The following is a 3,745-nucleotide window of genomic DNA, read 5'->3' on the forward strand; positions in this document are numbered from 1 at the left end:
TATAATGTATATTTTATGTGAAATTATTCTTTAAAACGCCGAGAACGGGAAAAGAGGTAATTATAGAGTAAGACTTGAATGTTCCGGTGCTTTTAAAGGCGCGGATTGGGGGCTTAATCGTTTTTCCTGTTTCGAGCATTCTGGCTAGAAGGTCTAGAGTGATGAGTAGTTTTTGGGTTTAAGATTAATTTGATAGATGTGGGGGAAGGCTTGGAAAGATCAAAGGGTTGGAGTTATTTTTTTCTTGAGGAATAGCGGAAGGCTATGATAGTAGCAATCGTAATTAAGATCGTAATTAAAGTGATTAAGGATATAAGTGAAAATAATCCTGTATAGTCGATTTTCCAGAATACTCTCAGGTTCCTAGGTCTATCTACTTTGAGTAGGATTAGACTCATATTGAGAAATTCATCTTCTTTGGTAATTCCCTCTACTCTATCAATTACATATCGTACGAGGGGATCTCCCTGTATTTTTGGTGCAATTAATCTAATGGCAGCTACGCTTCCATAGTCATACCAACCTGCTCCCGATATTTGTCCAATATTGGTTTCTATGCTAACGTAGTATTGTTTTTTCCAACGGGCTTCCACGTTCTTTGGACTATCGACTTTTAATTCGAGGCGTGTCTCATTCGAGAGTAAATTACCGTCCTCGTACCATCCTTCGAAAACAACGCGTGTTCCATTCCCTACAAGGAATTCAGGAACGGGGATAGTTAGGGAGGCAAGACTACCGGCTTTATACCATCCTGTTCCGTTTATTGATCCATATGGCGTCGATGCGTTGACGTGGAATTCTTTTGAGTAGAGCGCTGTCAAATTTATGGGTGAATCTAGTTTTAAGCTTAGATTCGCCGCGATATGCTCCCAGCCGTGCCTTTCACCCTCTATTATCCATCTCTCAAACTTATAGCGTGTTCCTTGGTCTAAGTTAAGGATCATTTGGGCTTGAAATTCATAAAATTTATTCCTTTCTAGAATTAATAAGGTTGGGTTTAGAAGACTTATAGAAGATTTATTTACAACTAAAACCATCCCGCCGGGCTGGGTTGATAAATACACGGGCACTCTCCTCTCTGTGAGACGCAGCAATATGATATCGTTAGGATTTAGAGTAATATTTGTTATAAAATCGTTTGACGCTTTTCCAACGAATCTGGCACCTCCTAGCCGTTCTTCTATTACAAATGCTTGTGTTAGATTGTATTTGGATGGATCTATTCGTAACTTTATTTCCACGCTTTCATCTCCGATGTTCACAAAGACAAAGCCTATTTCACCCATAGAATTCTTCCACGCTGAATGTAGTATGGCTGGTGTTACGGTTTCCTTTAGCTCAGTGGGGGAGAGATGCCATGAAGGGTTCTTGATTCTGATAACGGGTGCTGTAAAATTAAGAGGGGTTATCATCTCGCCATAAACCAAGAAGTCTTTTGCTATATTATATCTAAAAGTAGTTGCCCTTTTAAAGAAAAGGACGATCGGATTTATTTTTATTAACTTTGACATTCGCTCACCAAGTGACGGTAGCCTTATTTCTAATGGTTCTCCCCACACGAGGGAAGTCGCGAGCGCCTTGATAGAATATGATATCTCGCTTGAGCTCATGCTCCATCCGTGGACATAATGTCCCCATGAAGAGATGTACTTATGATAGACGTATTGGAATAGTGGGATTGCTTCACTACCAGTAATTTGCCAGAACCAGTGTGTTGCGTAAAGTTCAGCAACGTTGCCTCGGGAGTAAAACCTATCAAGGAATGGTATGTATAATTCACAGATCTCCTCCGATGAGAAGACAACTTCAGGGTTTATCTTTTTGGCTTCCTCTCGAATCTCTTTAAAGAGTTCTTTAAAAGCTTCGAACCACCACTTACCGTAGCCTTTAGGGTGGTTATGGTTTTCGTGGACGCAAGGATAGGGTGGGTCTATAAGACTTCCATCAAGATGCACGTGATCGACTCCATGCCTGACTAGTGTGAGAGCGATTTCCTTAACGTAGCTCCTCCATTCCGTAGAAGCTGGACACATTAATCCCTCCAGTGTTCTATCCTTTAGCTTTATCGCGTACTTTCTCATTTCCTTATAGGCTTCCAGCTCGGGTGAAAAGTAGTTTGTAGAGATGAACACTGATACTTTACCTCCGGCTCTGTGAACACCATCAATCATACTATCGAATGCATCCCAGCCCTCAATTGGTGGGAAGTAGTCGGGTATTAGGGTAAATGTCCCATGTTTTTCCCAACCCCACACTTGCATTATTACTGGCATTCCAAGAGTTTTGATTGAGTCTTCAGCTAACAAAGGAACTGTATAGAAAGGAATTTGACTAGCCCATCCTTCAGAACCAGGTGTATATAAGGATGTTGAATGTATCGCCGATGTCTCAAGGAACCATGAAGGAGTCGAGCGCTTTAAGGCCTCGACACACCACCATTGATTCTCGGCCCAGCTCTTGTAGATTTCGGCAGCGACATGCCAGTCCCCGAGAAATACGCCGACGATAACGCTGTAAGTCAGGTTAAGCGATTTTTCGCCGTAAGGCTGGTAGTGTGTCACAGCCATATTCCAGTCATTCATGCTGAATCTATACACCGAGAAACCCTTGACATTGCCCTCTGTGTCATTTGTAGCTAGGTACAGGCCTCCCAGGTGTATGTTGTAAAATGCCATGAATTGCATTGAGACCCAACCGCTAGGATATAATTGCCAGGGTATCCCAGGTTGAACTGGCAAATTCTTCCATGGATTACGCATGAGAAGTCCGGTTAGTGAAGGATATACCAGGAAATCATCTTCTCCGTTATCTCCTATATATGTTAGTCCAGAAATTATAGGAAAGGTGATGGAGTTTATGTCGATATCGTACTCACTGCTTGTGGCCTCGATTCTCCAGTAAGTCAATGGCGAATTATCTAGGATCGTTATGGAGGCCTTCACGTGTATATCGAGAAGTCTCTCTCTTGGAACATTGTCGCCACCTCGAAATCCATTCCATGTCATTATTAGGATTTTACCCCCCGGAGTAGACATGATTTTATAGGAGAAATCTATCGCCATGAATGTGTGTGTTCCGCTGGGACTTATATAGAAAAGAACATGAGGACCTTTTTTAAATTCAGGAAGAAACGACACGTCACTCAATTTATTTTTAATTTGAGCTATTCCTCCTTTATCTTTCTTATCAAATTTTATCTCGATAAAATTGTTTCCTATTAAGATCCAATCCCCATAGTCATATGCGTAAGAACCACCTTGACTCTTTTCAAACTGTGCAGAGGTAAGTGTGACATTAATTAGAAGAACAAGGATCAGATACCATATACAAATTTTTTTATAAAAAATTCTAATTCTTTTACTAGGATGCGGTCTTTTCACTCTAGGAGCTCCGACTATCCTACTTTCGTCATTCATCTTGACGGCCCCGCCCAAATGATCATTACTTAACTTATCGAAAACACACCTATGACCTACAATATCTAAATGAACTTTATCAGTGGAAAAAACTTTTGCCATACATTTTTTATTTTTCAAAAGCAGTTTATTTAATATTTTTCTAAAATATCTAGAGAGTTAATCTTCCTATAATTCGCAGTCATTTCAGAGTAGCATTAGTCACAAATCTCTCAACATACATGTTTTCAGCATGTTTGAACCTGGGTCAGAATACGTCGAGTGGGTGAGACGTGATGGATCATTACGGTTTAGTGTGTGAGGCATAGCTTACAGGTGCTTTTTCTCAT

The 3,745-nt window shown here is 40.7% G+C and carries 1 protein-coding gene; it reads right to left on the minus strand.

Annotation, left to right across the window (positions count from 1 at the left end; translation table 11 throughout):
• Window positions 1-233: 233 nt before the first annotated feature.
• Entirely contained in the window at window positions 234-3,518 is a 3,285-nt protein-coding gene (locus ACP5KC_RS09360) for a DUF6259 domain-containing protein (RefSeq protein WP_428287374.1), read from the minus strand.
• Window positions 3,519-3,745: the final 227 nt, after the last annotated feature.

It is taken from the genome of Infirmifilum sp. (assembly GCF_049970975.1).
Lineage (GTDB): Archaea > Thermoproteota > Thermoprotei > Thermofilales > Thermofilaceae > Thermofilum > Thermofilum uzonense.